Origin of the sequence: Aminobacter sp. AP02 (assembly GCF_003148805.1) — a bacterium.
GTDB lineage: Bacteria > Pseudomonadota > Alphaproteobacteria > Rhizobiales > Rhizobiaceae > Aminobacter.
In genome coordinates, this window is the sequence record NZ_QGGX01000007.1 from 255,502 (window position 1) to 272,791 (window position 17,290).

The 17,290-nt window shown below is 64.1% G+C and carries 20 protein-coding genes; 8 read left to right on the forward strand and 12 right to left on the reverse strand.

The window, feature by feature from the left end:
- Nucleotides 1-65 precede the first annotated feature (65 nt).
- Nucleotides 66-386: a hypothetical protein gene (locus C8K44_RS11650; protein WP_109575949.1), complete on the forward strand. Its 321-nt coding sequence runs from the start codon at nt 66-68 to the stop codon at nt 384-386.
- Nucleotides 387-516: 130 nt separating this feature from the next.
- Here the strand turns inward: C8K44_RS11650 and C8K44_RS11655 are convergent, their stop codons facing one another.
- From C8K44_RS11655 to C8K44_RS11675, 5 genes are all read right to left on the reverse strand, one after another.
- On the reverse strand, nt 517-1,332 hold the full coding sequence (locus tag C8K44_RS11655) for a DUF2066 domain-containing protein (protein ID WP_109575950.1): 816 nt from the start codon (nt 1,330-1,332) through the stop codon (nt 517-519).
- 57 nt (nt 1,333-1,389) lie between these two features.
- Entirely contained in the window at nt 1,390-2,541 is a 1,152-nt protein-coding gene (locus C8K44_RS11660; protein WP_109575951.1) for an ABC transporter permease, read from the reverse strand.
- Nucleotides 2,538-3,455, reverse strand: a complete 918-nt coding sequence (locus tag C8K44_RS11665) for an ABC transporter ATP-binding protein (RefSeq protein ID WP_109575952.1) — start codon at nt 3,453-3,455, stop codon at nt 2,538-2,540. The genes C8K44_RS11660 and C8K44_RS11665 overlap by 4 nt, the downstream gene beginning before the upstream one ends.
- Before the next feature lie 82 nt (nt 3,456-3,537).
- A complete protein-coding gene (locus C8K44_RS11670; protein WP_109575953.1) occupies nt 3,538-4,488 on the reverse strand; it encodes an HlyD family efflux transporter periplasmic adaptor subunit in 951 nt (316 codons plus the stop codon).
- Nucleotides 4,485-5,168, reverse strand: coding sequence for a CerR family C-terminal domain-containing protein (locus C8K44_RS11675; RefSeq protein WP_109575954.1), 684 nt, complete (start codon nt 5,166-5,168; stop codon nt 4,485-4,487). The genes C8K44_RS11670 and C8K44_RS11675 overlap by 4 nt, the downstream gene beginning before the upstream one ends.
- A gap of 78 nt (nt 5,169-5,246) precedes the next feature.
- Here C8K44_RS11675 and C8K44_RS11680 point away from each other — a divergent pair, with 78 nt between their 5' ends.
- From C8K44_RS11680 to C8K44_RS11690, 3 genes are read left to right on the forward strand one after another with little or no spacing between them, the layout of a single operon-like run.
- The gene (locus C8K44_RS11680; RefSeq protein ID WP_109575996.1) at nt 5,247-5,720 is read left to right on the forward strand and encodes a CYTH domain-containing protein; all 474 of its coding nucleotides are present in this window, start codon (nt 5,247-5,249) and stop codon (nt 5,718-5,720) included.
- Nucleotides 5,717-6,643, forward strand: a complete 927-nt coding sequence (locus C8K44_RS11685) for a CHAD domain-containing protein (RefSeq protein WP_109575955.1) — start codon at nt 5,717-5,719, stop codon at nt 6,641-6,643. Before C8K44_RS11680 ends, C8K44_RS11685 begins: the two co-directional genes overlap by 4 nt.
- Nucleotides 6,644-6,695: 52 nt before the next feature.
- Nucleotides 6,696-7,511 carry a YiiX/YebB-like N1pC/P60 family cysteine hydrolase gene (locus C8K44_RS11690; protein ID WP_109575956.1) on the forward strand — a complete coding sequence of 272 codons (816 nt, stop codon included), beginning with the start codon at nt 6,696-6,698 and terminating at the stop codon, nt 7,509-7,511.
- Here C8K44_RS11690 and C8K44_RS11695 read toward each other — a convergent pair.
- From C8K44_RS11695 to C8K44_RS11705, 3 genes are all read right to left on the reverse strand, one after another.
- Nucleotides 7,492-9,204, reverse strand: coding sequence for a SulP family inorganic anion transporter (locus tag C8K44_RS11695; RefSeq protein ID WP_109575957.1), 1,713 nt, complete (start codon nt 9,202-9,204; stop codon nt 7,492-7,494). The genes C8K44_RS11690 and C8K44_RS11695 overlap by 20 nt on opposite strands.
- 78 nt (nt 9,205-9,282) lie before the next feature.
- A complete protein-coding gene (locus tag C8K44_RS11700) occupies nt 9,283-9,534 on the reverse strand; it encodes a helix-turn-helix transcriptional regulator (protein WP_109575997.1) in 252 nt (83 codons plus the stop codon).
- Nucleotides 9,535-9,612: 78 nt separating this feature from the next.
- Nucleotides 9,613-10,308, reverse strand: a complete 696-nt coding sequence (locus C8K44_RS11705) for a phosphatase PAP2 family protein (protein ID WP_109575958.1) — start codon at nt 10,306-10,308, stop codon at nt 9,613-9,615.
- Nucleotides 10,309-10,539: 231 nt separating this feature from the next.
- Between C8K44_RS11705 and C8K44_RS11710 the strand changes: the two genes are divergently transcribed.
- Nucleotides 10,540-12,531 (forward strand): PhoX family phosphatase, encoded by a 1,992-nt coding sequence (locus C8K44_RS11710; protein WP_109575959.1) that lies wholly within the window; start codon nt 10,540-10,542, stop codon nt 12,529-12,531.
- A 46-nt stretch (nt 12,532-12,577) separates the two neighbouring features.
- On the opposite strand, the gene C8K44_RS11715 is transcribed toward C8K44_RS11710, so the two are convergent.
- The 3 genes from C8K44_RS11715 to C8K44_RS11725 form a co-directional block, all read right to left on the reverse strand.
- Nucleotides 12,578-12,916 (reverse strand): hypothetical protein, encoded by a 339-nt coding sequence (locus tag C8K44_RS11715; protein ID WP_109575960.1) that lies wholly within the window; start codon nt 12,914-12,916, stop codon nt 12,578-12,580.
- Between the two features lie 65 nt (nt 12,917-12,981).
- Nucleotides 12,982-13,755: a hypothetical protein gene (locus C8K44_RS11720; RefSeq protein WP_109575961.1), complete on the reverse strand. Its 774-nt coding sequence runs from the start codon at nt 13,753-13,755 to the stop codon at nt 12,982-12,984.
- Between the two features lie 39 nt (nt 13,756-13,794).
- Complete coding sequence (locus C8K44_RS11725) at nt 13,795-14,391, reverse strand: GNAT family N-acetyltransferase (RefSeq protein ID WP_245417455.1); 597 nt, start codon at nt 14,389-14,391, stop codon at nt 13,795-13,797.
- A 284-nt stretch (nt 14,392-14,675) separates the two neighbouring features.
- Here C8K44_RS11725 and C8K44_RS11730 point away from each other — a divergent pair, with 284 nt between their 5' ends.
- Both C8K44_RS11730 and C8K44_RS11735 read left to right on the forward strand, forming a co-directional pair.
- A complete protein-coding gene (locus C8K44_RS11730; RefSeq protein WP_109575963.1) occupies nt 14,676-15,026 on the forward strand; it encodes a hypothetical protein in 351 nt (116 codons plus the stop codon).
- 44 nt (nt 15,027-15,070) lie between these two features.
- Nucleotides 15,071-15,388, forward strand: a complete 318-nt coding sequence (locus C8K44_RS11735; protein WP_109575964.1) for a hypothetical protein — start codon at nt 15,071-15,073, stop codon at nt 15,386-15,388.
- Nucleotides 15,389-15,435: 47 nt separating this feature from the next.
- On the opposite strand, the gene C8K44_RS11740 is transcribed toward C8K44_RS11735, so the two are convergent.
- The gene (locus C8K44_RS11740; protein WP_109575998.1) at nt 15,436-16,377 is read right to left on the reverse strand and encodes a homocysteine S-methyltransferase family protein; all 942 of its coding nucleotides are present in this window, start codon (nt 16,375-16,377) and stop codon (nt 15,436-15,438) included.
- Between the two features lie 232 nt (nt 16,378-16,609).
- Here C8K44_RS11740 and C8K44_RS11745 point away from each other — a divergent pair, with 232 nt between their 5' ends.
- Entirely contained in the window at nt 16,610-17,257 is a 648-nt protein-coding gene (locus tag C8K44_RS11745) for a TetR/AcrR family transcriptional regulator (RefSeq protein WP_109575965.1), read from the forward strand.
- Nucleotides 17,258-17,290: the final 33 nt, after the last annotated feature.

Sequence of the window (17,290 nt, forward strand, 5' to 3'; positions counted from 1 at the left end):
GCTTCTTGTTATAGCGAAATGTTTGGCTATATAGCCTAATCTCAAGCGATAGAGAGGATGTCCCGATGGCGGCCAAGCCAGCACACCACTTCGACCCCAAGCCCGTGCTCGAGCTGATTGCCAGCATCGAGGCCGACTTGCTGCGCCTCAAGGGCATGCTCGAGCCTGCACCCGAGAAGTTCGATCCGGCAAACCCGCACAACAAGACTTGCGATGGCAAGCTCACCCCCGACGGCGTGGAGTGCTGCTACCGCATGTTCGACGAGGGCAATTCGCGCTACTCGGTGGCGCGCGCCATGAAGATCTCGTTCGCCGCCGCCACCCACCGCTTCAATGCCTGGCGCAAGGCCGGCGGCGAAAAGCGGGTTCGGTCGCTGCTGGGGTGAGAAACGTCCGGCCGCGGGCCGGCGAAAAGCCAACGATTTGGCTTTTCGAGTTTCGAACGCCCGGAGCCATAGCGGAGGGCCGGGGCGAACGAATGGCGCTACTTGCTTTCTCCCGTTTTGGATGCGCCCGCTAAGGATCGCCATGCCCCGACAGCACCTGTGCCGCGCCGGCGACGGCATTGCGGAAGGCGTCGTCGAAGCCGACTCCTGAAATGCCCCAGTTGTGGTTCTCGCCATCGGCTTCGGTCCGCCAGTTGGCGACCCAGCCGAGGTCTTCCTCGCTCCACATGAGCGTGCCGACGAGCGCGACGTCGCCCCCGGCGATCCTCGCCAGCGTGTCGAGCCGCGCGGGATCGGCGCTGCCCAGTGTCTTGGCCACCAACCCGGCCTGCGACAATTGCCGTTGGCTGGGCACCACCAGCGGCAGCGCCAGCCTGTCGGCCGCGCTCAGCAGCGCCGTTCGCATGTCCTGGTCGCGTTGACCGTTGCTGTCGCTGGCGAGCATGCTTTCGACACTCTTGGTGTCGCGAATGGCAACGACGGCGACGAGCCGGGGACGTGTGAGCCACGGCTCGCGGCCGAGCGTATGCAAGAAGGCGTCGAGTTTCGGCGGATCGAAGACGCAGGTCAGATCATGCGGCCGGTCGTAGCTGCCTTGCTCGTCATGGAGCGGGATGCCGCCCATGCGGTCGCGAAACGTATGGCTGGCGACGAGCTCGCCGGCATGTTTGGCCTGTTGCGCCAGTGCCTGCTCGTTGAGCAGCCGGCTGTCGCCCGTCACCTTCACCACCACGTCGCGCAGGCACTGGGCGAAACCGATGTCGCGGCGCTCAGGCGCGGTACCACTGGTGATGACCCGGGTTGTGTAGAGGTCGGACGCTGGCATTGGGCCAAGCAAAGCCATGACCCAAAGCGCCACCCCAAGCCCAATTCCGCCGCGAAGCATGCCCGCACTCTCCGTTCGGAGGCTGCAAGCTATCAGAGCAGGCGCCCGTAAAGAAGATCAGTCGAGCGTGCGCCGGAACCTGAGCAGGGCCAGGGCGGCAAAAAACATGACGAACAGGCCGAGAATACCGACTTCGGTGGCGATTGCCGGGAATTCCGCGCCCTTAAGCATGACGGCGCGGATGATGCGCAGGAAATGCGTCAAAGGCAGGATCTCGCCAAGCGCCTGCGCCCAGCCGGGCATGCCGCGATAGGGAAACATGAAGCCCGACAGCATGATCGAGGGAAGGAAGAAGAAGAAGGTCAGCTGCATCGCCTGCATCTGTGTGCGGGCCATGGTCGAGATGGTGTAGCCCAGCAGCACCAGCGCCATGACGAAGACCAGGATCGCCGACAAGAGCAGCGACAGCGATCCGACGAAGGGGATGGCAAACAAAAGCTTCGAAGCGATCAGCACGACCGCCACCTGCACCGCGCCGACGACGAGATAGGGCAGGACCTTGCCGAGCATGATCTCGAAAGGGCTCGCCGGCATGGCAAGCAGGTTTTCCATGGTGCCGCGCTCGGTTTCGCGGGTCAGCGCCATCGAGGTCATCATCACCATGGTCATCTGCAAGATGACGCCGAGTAGGCCCGGCACGATGTTGTATTGCGAGATGCCCTCGGGGTTGTAGCGGCGATGCACGACCACTTCGAGCTGGCCTTTCGCCGCCTCGGCCGCTGCTGCCTGCATGCCCTGCGCCCGTAGCAGCGCCTGGCCGGCTACCGTGCCGAGCGTCGACACCGCGCCGCTCGAGGCCGAGGGGTCAGTGGCGTCGGCCTCGATCAGGATCTGGGGCGAGTTGCCGCTTGCCACCCGGCGCCCGAAGTCGGCGGGGATGGTGACGACAAAGGCGACAGTGCCGCTGGCCATCAGCTCCTCCGCCTCCGCGGCGGTCGTGGCGACATGTTCGAAGCGGTAGTAGTCGGTGTTTTGCAGGGCGGCCACGATCGCGCGGGTGTACTCGTCGTTGTTCATGGCAAGCAGAGCCGCGGGCAGGCTCTTGGGGTCGCTGTTGATGGCAAAGCCAAACAGCACCAGCTGCATCAACGGCACGCCCAGCATCATGGCGAAGGTGATGCGGTCGCGCCGCATCTGGATGAACTCCTTGGCCAGCAATGCGCCGAGCCGGGCGAAGGAGAAGAAGCTGTTGCTGATGCTGCTCGTCATGACATGTTGTCCTTGGAGCCGGCCATGAACTGGATGAACACGTCCTCCAGGCTGGTCTCGCCCGGCTCGACGGTGATGCCGCCTTGGCCGCTGATGTCGGCAAGGGCCGCTTCGAGCTTCTGGCGGTCGGAGCCGACGACATGCAGTGTGGCGCCGAATGGCGCGACCTGGTCGATGCCGGGCCGGCCTTCGAGTGCCGTCGCCACCTGGTCGAGCCGGGGGCCCGACACCACGAACGTCGTCAGGCCGGCGTTGCGCACCACCTCCTCGACGGTGCCCGATGCCAGCATCTTGCCATAGGAGATGTAGCTGATGCGATGGCAGCGCTCTGCCTCGTCCATGTAGTGGGTCGACACCAGCACGGTCAGCCCGCCACGGGCGAGGCGATGGATCTCATCCCAGAACTCGCGCCGCGCCTTGGGATCGACGCCGGCCGTCGGCTCGTCGAGCAGCAGGAGCTTGGGCTTGTGCATGATGCAGGCGGCGAGTGCCAGGCGCTGCTTCCAGCCGCCCGACAGCGTCCCGGCGAGCTGGTCGCGCCGGCTGGTCAGGCCAAGTTCGTCCAGCGTTCTCGCCACCTGCTCCTCGACCGGCCTCAGCTTGTAGAGCCGGGCTACGAATTCGAGATTTTCTCCGATCGTCAGGTCCTCGTAGAACGAGAACTTCTGCGTCATGTAGCCGACTTCGCGCTTGATCTTCAGGCTGTCTTTCCGCAGGTCGTATCCCAGCACCTTGCCTTCGCCCTCGTCAGGCGTGAGCAGCCCGCACATGATGCGGATCGTCGTGGTCTTGCCCGAGCCGTTGGGTCCGAGGAAGCCGACGATCTCGCCCTCGGCCACCGTCATGGTGACGTGGTCGACGACGGTCTTGTTGCCGAAGCGCTTGACCAGGTTCTTGACTTCGATGGCGTTCATTGCTGCCTCCGGCAAGGGACCAGTCAGGCAGTAGGGCAAGATGTTCAGCCGCTTTTCCTACTGCCCTAACTGCCTCAATGCCCTATTCCCCTGCCTTGATTGCCACATCGACGATCTGCCCCGGCTGCAACACCGAGTTGGCTTCCTCCGGACGTGCCTCGACGAGATAGACCAGCTTCTGGCGGGTCTCGAGCGAGTAGATGACCGGCGGGGTAAACTCGGGATCGGGCGAGACGTAACTGATCTTGGCCGTCAGCCCGTCAGGACAACCGTCGCAGCGCACAGCAAGTCGGGTGCCGATGCTGAGCTTGGAGAAGTCGGTCTCGGGAATATAGACCACCAGCTTGACCGCACCGTCCGGCAGCATTTCGAGCACCGGCGCAGAAGGACCGGCAAGGTCGCCGGGATTTCGGATGACGTCGGTGACACGGCCGGGTGCGGGTGCCGCAAGGGTGCGTTGCGACAGGCGCCATTGGGCCTGGCTCAGCTGCTGCTCGGCCACTTTCACTGCGTTTTCCGCGGCATTGATCGTCTCGACGCGGGCCGGCAGGCGGCCGACCGCCAGATTGGCCGTCGCCTGTCCGACTGCGGCCTGGGCAACCTCGAGCTGCGTGGTCGCGTCATCGAGCTGGGCCTGGGTCGCGACGCCGCGCTTGGTCAGGTCCTGGGTGCGGGTCAAGGTGCGCTGCGCTTCGTCGACCTGTGCCTGTGCCGAGCGCAATGTCGCTTCGAGGACCGCGATTTCTTCGGGCCGCTTGCCGATCTGGAGGTCTGCGAGCAGGGCCTTCGCCTGGGCGAGGGCGGCCTCCGCCTGCGCGACGGCAATGTTGGCGTCGGCCGTTTCCATCAGCGCCACGGGCTTGCCTGCTTCGACACGGTCGCCACGCCTGACGGCGATCGAATTCACCTGGGTGACCTCTATGGGCGCAAGCAGGACAAAATCGCCCTCGACATAGCCCACAGCGAGCGGTGCCGGCCCGGCGCACGCCGAAAACAGCGAAGCCGCGAAGGGGATCGAACACAGAATGCTCATGGCTTTGCTGCCTTCCGCGCGGCGATGATTGCCGTGATGTTTTCCTTTGCGATGCCGATGATCTTGCTGGCCTCGACTGGTCCGATATCCGCCCAGCCCATGCGGCGCAGGACGGCGGCGCGGGCGATGCGGAAGTAGATCACCTGGCCGATGATCATGAACACGGTGATGCGGGCGCGCTCGCTCTCGGCCTCGTCGCCGGTGGCGGTCGCCCACAGCAGGCACAGCCTGCGGTGTACCGGCTCGAACACGCCGGTGTAGATGCGGTCGAGCGCGTCGGTGGGCTGCGACAGCTCGCGCAGCACGAATTGCACGATCTCGCCGGCCTCGGGGCGAGCGACGATGAACCTGACCATGCGTTCCACCGCCGCCTCGATCTGGGCTTCGGCTTCTTCAGGTGTGACGGGGTGCGGCCGCGCCGGTGCCATATTGCCTAGCGCCTGTCCGGCAATGGTCTGGATCGTTTCAATGATGTAGTCGGCGGCGGCGAGCCTAAGTCCCTCCTTGCTGCCGAAATGATAGGCGATCGAACCGATATTGGCGTTCGCTGCGCCGGCGATCTCGCGGGTCGAGGTGCCATCGAAGCCCTGGCGTCCAAAAAGCTTCAGCGCGGCGATGATCAGCCCCATGCGGGTGGCGTCGGCGGCGGAAGCGTTTTGTGGGGTTCGCGTCTTGCTCATATGCATAGTTTAATCAATCGATTGATTAAAGTCAAGAACGATGTTGCCCTGCGCGCGGCGCTACGCTTTACTGGCTTCATGGCAAAGGAAATCGAACGCAAGTTCCTGGTGACGGGACCGGAGTGGCGCAGCCTTGTCGAAGCCGAGATTCGAATCCGGCAATTCTATCTGGCCTCCAACCACGGGCGTTCGGTCCGTTTGCGCATCTCGGATGGCAAGGCGGCGACGCTGACCCTCAAATTCGGTTCGAGGGGCCGCGAGCGCGACGAGTTCGAATACGCGGTGCCGCTGGCCGAGGCCGAGGAGATGCAGGATTTCGCCATCGGCCGTGTCATTGAGAAGACACGCCATCATGTTAGCCATCGTGGCCGTCTCTATGAGGTCGATGTCTTTGGCGGCGATTTGAGCGGGCTGATCATCGCGGAGCTCGAGACGCCAGAGGATGTTCCAGCCGCGGAGCTGCCGGCGTGGATTGGCCAGGAGGTCACTGGCGACCCGCGTTACTACAACGCGTCGCTTGCGCTCAGCGATGCCCCGGAAGCCGCTGCATGAGCTTTCGCATCGATCCGCGGCTGCCGCTCACCCAAGAGGTTCGCCGCATCGCCGGCGATGAGATCGACAAGATAGTCACGCATCTTGATACCGCCCGCGACAATCCGGAAAAGGCGCTGCACAGCGCCCGCAAGCGCATCAAGGCGCTGCGGGCGCTGTTGCACCTTGTGCGCCCGGGCGACGAGGCCTTCTGCCGCGCCGAGAATGATCGCTATCGCGCCATCTCCAGGTCGATTTCCGGTCCGCGCCAGGCAACGGCATTGATCGAGACGATCGACCGGCTGATCGCAGGTTTCCAAGAAGAGGCGGAACCCGCAGGCCTTGCCGGCATCCGCGCGATGCTGGTGCGCCACCGCACCGAAAGGGCCTATGGCGAGACAGGGCTTGGTGCTGTGCTCGACAGCGCGGTTGCCGAGTGCCAGGCTGGCCGAGCGGCGATCCAGGCGCTTTCACTTCCCGATTTGCCTGAAAATGCCGCCGATGTGCTCGCCGATGGCGCGCTTGCCACGCTGCGGCGCGCACGCAAGGCGCTGGGCCACGCGCGCGAACGCGGCGAACCCGACGATTTTCACGACCTGCGCAAGGCGGCGAAAACGCATGCCGATCACCTCTCCTTGCTGCGCAAGCTGTGGCCATCGCCGGTCAAGCCTCTGCGTGAGCGCGTCGAGGCCCTTGGCGAAAGTCTGGGCGAACTGCACGACATCTTCGTCATGCGCGCCCTGGTCGAGGCACGCGAAGCGCCGTTCGATAGTGCGGAGCCGAAGCATCTGCTGCGGCTGCTCAAGCGCTCGGAAAGGACTTTGCGCAAGCTGTGTCTCGCTGATGCCGCCGAACTGTTCGACGACAAGCCCAGGCGCACGGTGCGCAAGCTGGCCAGCAAGTGTCGCGACGATCTCATCATGGTCGAAGCCGAAGTAGATTGACGTCGGGTCTGGCTGGCTTCTTCTGTCGGCACCATGTTACTTGCTCGGTGTCATGACCGAGAAGACCGATACACTGCTCGACCGCATAGGCCGCTGGCTTGCTTCACGCCTGCAGGTGGCATCGTCCGGCTACGAGCCCTACACGCCCTCCGATCCCGAAACGCTTCGCCGCACGCTCGAACCGGGCGACATCCTGCTGATCGAGGGCAACCAGCGCATTTCGGCCGTCATCAAGTACCTGACCCAGTCGACCTGGTCGCATTCGGCGCTTTATGTCGGCGACGTGCTGCCCGAACCGGCCGACGGTTCCGAGCGGCCGCGCCTCATCGAGGTCAATCTCGGCGAAGGCTGCGTCGCCGTGCCCTTGTCCAAGTACCGCACCTACAACACCCGCATTTGCCGCGCCAACGGCCTGTCGCCGGAGGATCGCGAGCATGTCGTTCGCTTTATGGTCAAAAGGCTTGGGCTGAAATACGATCTCAAGAACATCTTCGACATGCTGCGCTACTTCATGCCGAGGCCGCCGGTACCGGTGCGCTGGCGCCGCCGCATGATCGCCTTCGGCTCGGGCGACCCGACCCGCGCCATCTGCTCGACGATGATCGCCGAGGCTTATGGCGAGATCCGCTACCCGATCCTGCCCGAGATCACCCGGGCGCCGGGCCGCGCCTCGGCCCAGTCCAACTACATGCGCCGCGAGATCCTGCATATTCGCCACCATTCGCTCTACACGCCACGCGACTTCGACCTGTCGCCCTATTTCCGCATCGTCAAGCCGACGCTGGAATATGGCTTCGACTACAAGCAGGTCAGTTGGGGCGATCAGGAGCACTCGGGCGAAAGCCGGCCTATGTCACCTCAGCCTTGAGCAGGTCTAGAGCGTCCTGCACGGTCGCCGCGTAGCTAACGGCGGGCTGCTTGACGCCGTGGGTGATCAGCATCCGGCGTGTCTGTGGCGACGCCCCCGTGATGAAGAAACGAACGCCTGCCTGGTGCGCCTTGCGTGCGGCGCCCTCCAGAACGTTCGCCGCCGTCGAATCGAGAAACGGAACACCCGAGCAGTCGAGGATGAAGTTCTTGCGCTGGTCGGCGATGCGGTCGAGCACGGCTCCCACCGTCGACGCTGCGCCAAAGAAGAACGCACCCGAGATCCGGTAGATGACGGTGTCAGCGTCCCCCGCGTCGCTTGCCTCATAGGCGTGGCGGCTGCCATTGGTCGTGTCCGCGACATCTTCCTGCACCAGCGGCTGGTCGCTCTCCACCGCGATGCTTCTTGCCATGCGGTCGATGAACAGCACCGAACCGAGCGCGAAGCCGACGACGATGCCTTCGGTCAGGTCGCGGAACACCACCAGCAGGAACGTCACCATAAGTACCAGCGAGTCGCCCCAAGACGAGCGTATCAGCGTGGCGAAGGCCTGCTTCTCGACCATGTTCCATGCCACCACGGCGAGCACTCCGGCAAGGGCGGCAAGCGGAATATAGCTCGCCAGAGGTGCCGCGATCAGCATGAAGGCGAGCAGGAAAAGGGCGTGCAGCATGCCGGCCACCGGCCCGTGTGCGCCTGCCCGCACGTTGGTCGCGGTGCGTGCGATGGTGCCTGTCACGCAGATGCCGCCAAACAGCCCCGAGCCGATGTTGGCGAGGCCCTGCGCCACCAGTTCGCAGTTCGAGCGGTGGCGGCGGCCGGTCATGCCGTCGGCAACCACTGCCGACAGCAGCGACTCGATGGCGCCCAGCAACGCGAAGGCCACCGCATCCGGCAGCACTGATATCGCCTTGTCGACGCTGAAGGCGGGCAGGGCAGGCAATGGCAGGCTGCGCGGAATGCCGCCGAAGCGCGTGCCGATGGTTTCCACCTGCAGCGCCAGCAAGGCGACGGCGACTGAGCCTATTCCGACCGCGATCAGCATGCCCGGCCAGCTTGGGCGTAAGCGCTTGAGCGCAACGATCGTGCCGATGGTCAGCACCGCGACCGCCACGGCCGACACGTTGACCGTGCCGGCTGCCTGCGCCAGCGCTGTCAGCTTCGGCACCAGTGCTCCCGGCTCCTTACCAGCCAGCGTCAGCCCAAACATTTCGCTGAGCTGGCTGGCGAAGATGATGACGGCGATACCGGTAGTGAACCCAACCGTCACCGGATAGGGGATGAACTTGATGTAGGTGCCGAGCCGGAGATAGCCGATCGCCATCAGGATCAGGCCCGACATGACAGTGGCGAGGACCAGACCGTCGACGCCTTCGCGCGCCACGGTCGCGGCCACCAGGACGATGAAGGCGCCTGCCGGTCCGCCGATCTGGAAACGGCTGCCGCCAAGCGCCGAAACGAGGAAGCCGCCAACGATCGCCGTGAACAGGCCCTTATCGGGTGAAACGCCCGAGACAATGGCGATCGCCATGGACAAGGGCAGTGCGACGATCGCCACCGTCAGCCCGGCAACCGCGTCGGCCCGAAGCTGGGCAGGACCATAGCCTTCGCGCAGAACCGTCACCAGCTTGGGCGTGAACAGCTCGGCGAATGTAGGCTTCTTGTGTCGGGCCAAGTCAGGGTTTGCGTCCATGATCCATTCCGCGGCATGCGACGGGATCGTCGGCAACAACTGTCGGCGGTCGCCGTCACGACTATCTCTCGCGGACCGTCAGGCTCGAGCCACGGTCTTCTTCAGGCGCACGCCCCGACCGCCGGTCTCGTTTTCGCCGATCAGTTCTACCCCAGCATTTTCGATCGCCTGGATGACCTTGGTCAGCGTATCGACCACGCCGCGCACAACGCCTTCGCTCGCTTCCATGCGCTGGATGGTCGGCACAGAAACCCCGGCCATTTCAGCCAGCGTCTTCTGGTCGATGCCTGCCAGCGCTCGTGCGGCGCGCATCTGTGCGGCTGTGATCACCTGGAATGTTCCTGTCTTCGTCCGCAGAATGAATGTATCATACATTCATGGTAATGTTTCAAGCATGAATACAGATGGCTAGCGCATGTCCATGTCGGCGCCTTGGTCCTTCAGCAGGACGCGGCTGACCAGCCAGCACAGGGTTGCCCAGGCAAAGCCGGCGCACCAGCCGGCGAGCACGTCGGATGGCCAGTGCACGCCGAGATAGACCCGGCTGATGCCGACCATCAGCGTGGTCAGAATGGCAATGGCGAAGACGAAGATCGTCGTTGCGCGCCCCGGCAGGAATCGCGCGAGCAACGCGCCCAGCGTCAGGTAGGTCACCGCCGACAGCATCGCGTGCCCGCTTGGAAAGCTCATCGTGTAGACCTGCGCCAGATGCGGCACCAGGTCGGGCCGCGGACGGTCGATGCCGAGTTTCAACAGGCTCGACAGGACCTGGCCGCCGGCCACCGAGGCGAACACGAACAGCGCCGGGCCCCAGCGCCTGGTCATGCAGAGATAGATGATGGTGATGGCGGTGATGTAGATCAGCACCGAGGCGCTGCCGAGCGCGGTGATGTCGCGCATCGCCTCTTCCATCCACAGCGGGCCGATCGGATCGGCCGTGTTGCCGGCCTCGCGGAAGAACAGCAATATGTCGGTGTCGAAGGCATGCGGGGCGGCATCGCGGGCGATTTCGGAAAGCTCGACGAAGCCCCACAGGCCGCCGGCGATGATGATGCCCGCCGCCAGCAGCGAAAATTCGATTCTATTCCACAAGCTCTGATGCATCGTCCTGCCGTTCTGTTCCGCTCTCGGGATGGCCGCTTCCGGGCCAATGCGCAACAAGTGGGGACGCCTTTCCCAAAGAAAAGGCGTGCAATCAACAGGTCGCAGCGCATGAGGGCCAATCACACTTTCTAGCGAGGGCTGATTTCCGGCGAGACTGTCATGCTACTGTTATCTCGTCCGATTAGCGGTCTCGGCGAACCCCAAGCCGAACACCAGCCAGAGGTCGAGACGATGAACCAGCACACACCGGGCGATCGCAAATTCCGCACCAGCATGCTCGAGGCAAATGACGGTCCCGGTCACAACCCGACCGACAACCGCACCATGGGCGACATCATCGCCAAGCGCTTCTCCCGCCGCAGCTTCCTCCAGGGTTCGCTTGCCGTCTCGGCCATCGCCGCCACCGTCAGCCCCATTGCCATCCTGCTCGCCGACGACGCCCGCGCCGCCACGGCATCCGCCTTCGCCTTCGACGAGATCGAGGCCGGCATCGACGACAAGCACCACGTTGCGCAAGGCTACGACGCCGACATCCTGCTGCGCTGGGGCGATCCTATCTTCGCCGACGCGCCCGAATTCGATCCGGCCAACCAGTCGGCGGAAGCGCAGGCCAAACAGTTCGGCTACAACAACGACTATGTCGGCTACATCGCGCTAGAAGGTTCGGCCGAGCACGGCCTGCTCGTCGTCAACCACGAATACACCAACGATCACCTGATGTTCCCCGGCATCGTCAAGATCGTCGAAGGCAAGATCGACGTAACGCCCGCCGACCAGAAGCGCGTCGACATCGAGATGGCCGCCCATGGCGGTTCGGTCGTCGAGATCCGCAAGGACGCGGGCAAGTGGCAGGTGGTGCGCGACGGCAAGCTCAACCGCCGCATCACCTCGACGACCGAGATGGAGCTGACCGGCCCGGCCGCCGGCCACGACCGCCTCAAGACCAACGCTGATGCCACCGGCACCAAGGTGTTCGGTACGCTCAACAACTGCGCCGGCGGCGTGACGCCCTGGGGCACCTACATCATGGCCGAGGAAAACTTCCACGGCTATTTCGGCGGCGAGCTGCCGGCCGATCACCCAGAAGCCGCCAACTACAAGCGCCTCGGCGTGCCGGAAGGCACCTATGAGTGGCTGAAGTTCTACGACCGCTTCGACGTCTCCAAGGAGCCGAACGAGCCCAACCGCTTCGGCTGGATCGTCGAGGTCGACGTCCAGGACCCCAATTCCGTCCCGAAGAAGCGCACCGCCCTTGGCCGCTTCAAGCACGAGGGCGCCGAGTCCATCGTCGCCGCCGACGGCCGCGTCGTCTTCTATCTCGGCGACGACGAACGCTTCGACTACGTCTACAAGTTCGTGACCGCGGGCAAGTTCAATCCCGACGACCGCGCCGCCAATCTCGACCTGCTCGACGAAGGCACGCTCTACGTCGCCAAGTTCGCCGAGGACGGCTCGTTCGTTTGGCTGCCGCTGGTCCAGGGCGAGGGCCCGCTGACGGCCGACAACGGCTTTGCCAGCCAGGCCGACGTCGTCATCGAGGCGCGCCGCGCCGGCGACCTGCTCGGCGCAACCAAGATGGATCGCCCCGAAGACATCCAGCCCAATGCCGTCAACGGCAAGGTCTATGTCATGCTGACCAACAACTCCAAGCGCAAGGCCGACCAGGTCGACGCCGCCAACCCGCGCGCCGAAAACGCCTTCGGCCACATCATCGAGCTGATCGAGGAAGGCGGCGATTTCACCGCCACCAGGGGCAAGTGGGAAGTACTGCTGAAATGCGGTGATCCTTCGGTCGCCGAGGTCGGCGCCTCGTTCTCGACCTCGACCACGGACAATGGCTGGTTCGGCATGCCCGACAACTGCGCCGTCGATTCGGCCGGCCGCCTGTGGGTCGCCACCGACGGCAACTCGCCGAAGGCCACCGGCCGCACCGACGGCCTCTGGGCCGTCGACACCGAGGGCGATGCGCGCGCCACCTCCAAGCTGTTCTTCCGCGTGCCCGTCGGTGCCGAGATGTGCGGCCCGCTGTTTGCGCCAGATGATCAGACCGCCTTCGTCGCCGTCCAGCATCCGGGCGACGGCGGCGAGGATTGGGAAGGATTTGGCCGTCCGTCCTACTATGAGGACCTGTCGACCCGTTGGCCCGACTTCAAGCCCAATATGCCTGTGCGTCCGGCCGTCGTTGCGATCACGAAACAGGGCGGCGGCAAGATCGCCGTCTGAGCGGTGAAGCTTCGAAACAGGAGACGGCCGCGCTCAGCGGCCGTTTTCATTTGCCGGCCAGTGCCGGCCCGAGCGTGATCAGCGCAACGGCCACTACCGCCAGGCCTACGCCAATGCCCTGGATGCCGCTCAGCTTCTCGCCGAAATAGACGATTGCCACCAGGTTGACCGCGATCAGCTGGATCACCGCCGACAGCGAAAACGATACCGACATGCCGAAGTCGCGCACCAGGCGCAGCATGATCAGATTGCCCAGCGAATACAGCACCAGCGTAACCACCAGCTTGCCGATGGTCGGTTCGATGCCCCAGGTCTTGGCCACCATCGCCGCGATCAGGAAGATGACGGTCGAAAAACCGAGCAACGAAAGGCCAATGACGGACATTTTTTGAAAGCTCCCAGGAAACTGTCCGCGATTTGCGCCAAATGCTCCCCAAGCGTCAAGCGTGCCTACGGCTGACGATCGCCGACCGGGATCGTTGAAACGATCCGCGCGGAAAGCGCCAGATCGTCGTTGGTCGATTGAATGGCCAGGGATTTGACCGCGAGGTGGGCAAGAACGCGATGGCGCCATTGCTCCACCAGCCCTGCAAGCTCATCCGTCTCGGCAGGCGTGAGCGACGAGGCGAAATGATAGTAGCCGATCAGGTAGAGCCGGGTTTGCATGGCGCCGCACGCGTCCTGGATCAAGGCGAAGATGTCGTTGCCGCCGCGCTGTTCGGGATAGACCGGAAAATAGATCCTGCCGGTGTTGAACTCCCCCAGGAACGGTCCGCCAATCCGTACCGAAAACCCTCTTGTCGATCTCAGCACCGTGGCAGCGGCATCCGCGCAACGGCCGAATTCCGGCTCGGCAAGACCGTTGACGATTGTCGCATGAAGCTTCGATGCGCGCTGCTGCGACAGGGTCCACTCGATCTTGTCGCTGAATGAAAACGCGCGAAGCTCTCTTTCGAACGCTCCAAACACCTCGGACCGGGCAAGTTCGCCCGCGTCGATCGGCAAGACCAGCGAATGTCGCGCTATCTCATATCTTCCGTCGAGATAATCGGTGCCTTCCTTGCTGGCTATGGCATCGGGATGGCCCGGCGACACCAGAGGCAGATGCGCGAGCCGATAGGCAGCGTCGAATGTCAGCGCCCCGCCTGGCAAAAAGACCCGGCGCGCAGCCTCATATGCCATCACCGTGTCGTCGCAATACTTTGTGTCTGCAGGACCGTCCATTTGTTTTCTCGAAGCGCGAGCGGATCTAGCCAATGCGGCTCACGGCTTCACCATCAGCACCCAGTTCTCGCCCGGATTGTCCCAGCCTTCCTTGACCATCGGCCGTGTCGCCACCACCCGGTAGCCGGCATTGTCGTAGAGATGGCGGGCCGTCGCATTGGCGTCCGACACGATCAGGCTGGTTCCGGTGCAGCCGGTCGCCTCCGCGATCACGTCGGCCATGGCGAGCAGCCTGGAGCCGAAGCCCCGGCCGCGCGCTTCGGGCACCGTCGCCACGACGTTGACATACCAGCTGCCGGTCGCCATCGCCTCCAGCTCGTTCATCGGCACGAACATCGCCGGCGTGTCGGGGTCGGCGGGTGCCGGCACGATGGGATAGCCGATCAGGCAGGCCAGCACCTTGCCGTGCTCCAGGACCACCGCATTGCGGTAGGAAAAGCTGCCTGCTTCGCGCTGCGCCCGCTGGCGCCCCACTTCCCATGGGTCGCCGCCATCGGCCATCTTGGTCCAGAGATACAACGGCAGGCCATGGCCGGCCATGTTGACCAGCTTGGCAAGTACGGTCGCATCGTCCTTGGTGGCCGGACGCGCTTCGGCGACCCAGCCCTCGTCGCTATGCTCAGCCTTTTCGGCCATGACCGCTTCTCCCATGCCAGCCACCCCTGGAGCCCGTGCCTCCGCTGGCAGACATATAGGAGCGCGCGCCAACACCCCAGTCAACCGCCTCTTTCGGCAGGCATCCTGGCTGGCGGCACGCCCGTTTGGCATCGAGGCAGGTCGCCGAAAAGTTGTGTTTTTAAACTTGATATTTTTAGTCCAGTTTTGTATTGGCTCGTCCTGGGTGGCGGGTTAGGCTCACCATGGCCGCGCATCGAAACATGCGTGGCCATGGTCGGGAATGGAAACAGGAGGCGAACCAAATGATTCATGTCGCTCCCATCGCAGGTTTTGCTGAGCACCAGCAAGCGGACGCCGGCCGCTATCTCGCGCTTCTTGGCCGTGTCGAGGCGCTGTGCCGGCAGGTCGACAGCGCTCGCCAGACCGCCAATGACAGCCTTGGCCGGCTCAACGCGCTCCCCCAGCCCGAGGTCGGCGACAGCTCCATGCTTGTCGCCTTGCTCGATATCCACCGGCGCGACCGGGAGGCCCTGTTCGAGGCGATGCGCCAACTCGAGTCGGCACGCGAAGCCTTGCGGGCCGCTGCCTCGACGATCGCTCCTTCGAGTGTTGCCCCGCTGCATGAGGACATGCAGCAACTCAACCGCCGATAACTTGCAGCCCATTGAGGCGCCAAAAATTGATCTGGAGACTTCCGTTGGCACATGCGATTGAAGATGAACGGCGTCACGAGGAAGCGCAGGCGCATATCCGCGCGACGATCATGAACGAATTCTGCGAGGTCATGCGCAAGACAGGCCTGCCGCCGATGGTCGTGATGCGCCTCGCCGCCCAGGCGGTGGGCTCGGTCTATCGCGAGACCGCCGATGCCCATTCGGGCCCTGGCGCCTGTGCCTGCGGCTGGTGCCCGCGCCAGGAGTCAGACGTCGACATGCTGTGTTCGGCGCTGCTCGCCGCCTGCGGCCGTCGCTCAAGCCGCAATCTGCATCTGATGCCGATTGCCGGCACGGCCTGACCGCGGCCCGCCCGACCGAGCGGAGGGGCCGCGGGAACAGCTTTGCTTCAGGCCGGCAGGCAGGCCTCGCAGATCGCCGCGACGTGGCGATGGTCGGTGCCGCAGCAGCCGCCAAGGATGCGCATGGTCGGAAACGATGCCGTCAGCGCACTGTAGTGCCGTCCGAGATCGGCCGGGTCGCCAGCGTCCAGCGTTTCTGAGTTGTCGAGTTCGGCATGGCTCTTGGTCGAGGCGTTCGCCTTCACGCCGCGCACGCGCTCCAGCCATGGCTCTCCGGCCGCCAGTGCCGAGGCGAAATGGCTCGGATGGGCGCAGTTGATCATGTAGTAAAGCGGATAGGCCCCGGTCTCGCTGTCGGTGGTCTCGATCGCTTCCTGCAGCGTTCGCCCGGTCACCAGTCTGCCGTCCGTCTCCACCGTGAACGAGATCATGCAAGGCATGCCGAGTGTCTTGGCTGCACGGACGATGCCGATCGCCTCGTCGATGTTGTTCATCGTGTAGGCCGCCACCATATCGGCGCCTGCCTCCTCAAAGGTGGCGATCTGGGCGGCGTGGTAGGCCTCGTATGCGGCGGCATTCATGTTGCCGGCCTTGTAGCCGTCGCCGCGCGGACCGATGGCGCCGCTCACCACCAGTGGCGTTTCAGGCGTCTCCCATATGTCGCGCAGCTCTTCGAGCAAGCGGATCGAGCTTGTGTTGACCGCCTCCAGGGCCTCGCTGTCGTAGCCAAGCTTTTTGCCCCAGTCCGGATTGGCGCGCCACGTCGCGCTGTCGAGCACGAAACCGGTGCGGCGCCGGCGGGCGATGTCGAGATATCTTTCGTAGTATCCCTTCAGCCGCTGTCGGCCCTCGGCCGTGTCGAGCAGCACGAACGAAGCGAAATGCGGCAGCTCGACACCGTCGTGAAAGATCAGTGTTGTTTCCATGCCGCCGTCACTGAGGAACAGGCCGCCATTCATCTGCGGCAGGTTGTTGCGATACTTGGCCATGACATTCTCCAACAAGCTCCCGTCCTGCCGCACGGCCCGGCATCGGGAATGCCGTGTTTTTGCCTCAAGCCGGCGATCGAGACTAGAAATCTCGCGGTCCGGTCGTGGTGGCGCCGCAAATTATGCCGAAACGTCAATGGGTTGGCCCGCCGTGTGGCGGCATATGCATTCTTGGTGATATTGTCAGGGTGCCGAAAACCGTACTTCAAGTACAGTGTTTTGGAGGTCGGACATGGGCAAGGGCCTGGAAACCCGTGAGCGCATTCTCGCGATAGCCGAGGCGTCGGTGCTCGCCAAGGGTTTCGGCGCCACCTCCATCGACGAGATCATCGCCGATGCCGGCATTACCAAGAGCGGCTTTTTCTATCATTTCAAGGATAAGAACGAACTCGCCCGCGCCATGCTGTTGCGCTACGTCCGTTCCAACAACCACCTTTTTGACGATGTCTTTGGCCGCGGCACGCAGCTGTCCGACGACCCGCTGCAGGCTTTCCTCATCGGCCTCAAGCTGCTGGCCGAGGTCATGGCCGACCTGCCCAATGGCCATCCCGGCTGCCTCATCGCCTCGGTCTGCTACCAGGAGCGCATGTTCGACCGCGAGGTCCGCGCCATCGCTGCAAACTCGGTCCAGGGCTGGAACGCCCGCTTCCGCGCCACGCTCGACGAGATCGCCAAAGTCCATCCGCCGCACGAGGCGGTCGATCTCGACACCGTCGCCGACATGATGTCGTGCATCGTCGATGGCGGCATCATCATGTCCAAGCTGATGGATGACCCGCGCCGGCTCGAGAAGCAGGTGCTGGCCTTCCGCGCCTTCGTCAAGATGCTGTTTGCGCCCGCGCCAGCCAGCCGGCCGGCCCACGCCGTCTCCGCCGCTTGAGCCGCTACCGCAGCAAAAGCCGCGCTTGTGAAG